Here is a 281-nt window from a genome sequence, read left to right as displayed (position 1 = left end):
ACAAGAACGACGACGGCACCATCGACCGCAGCGAGATCAGCGGCCCCGTGAACGTGGCAGTGACCCTGCCGGGCGAGGCCCAGGCCGGTGATACCCTCAAGGTGAGCGGCCAGCCTGACCGGGTGCTGAGCGAGGCCGATATCCTTGCCGGCAAGGTGGGCTACGAGTTTGCCCGTCCGGCCGATGGCGAGGCGCTGACCGTGACGGCGACCATCGTCGACGCGGCAGGCAACGTCTCGCCGGAAGGCAGCGACAGCGCGGTGATGGGCGACACCACTGCC

1 protein-coding gene is annotated in these 281 nt (G+C 69.0%); it reads left to right on the top strand.

Going from position 1 to position 281, the window contains the following annotated elements; translation table 11 throughout:
* A partial coding sequence (locus ACW5W4_RS18960; protein ID WP_456690423.1) for a hypothetical protein occupies nt 1-281 on the top strand: 281 nt, incomplete at both ends.

Source organism: Aeromonas crassostreae, assembly GCF_054052445.1.
This window is presented reverse-complemented; position numbering and strand designations above follow the sequence as displayed.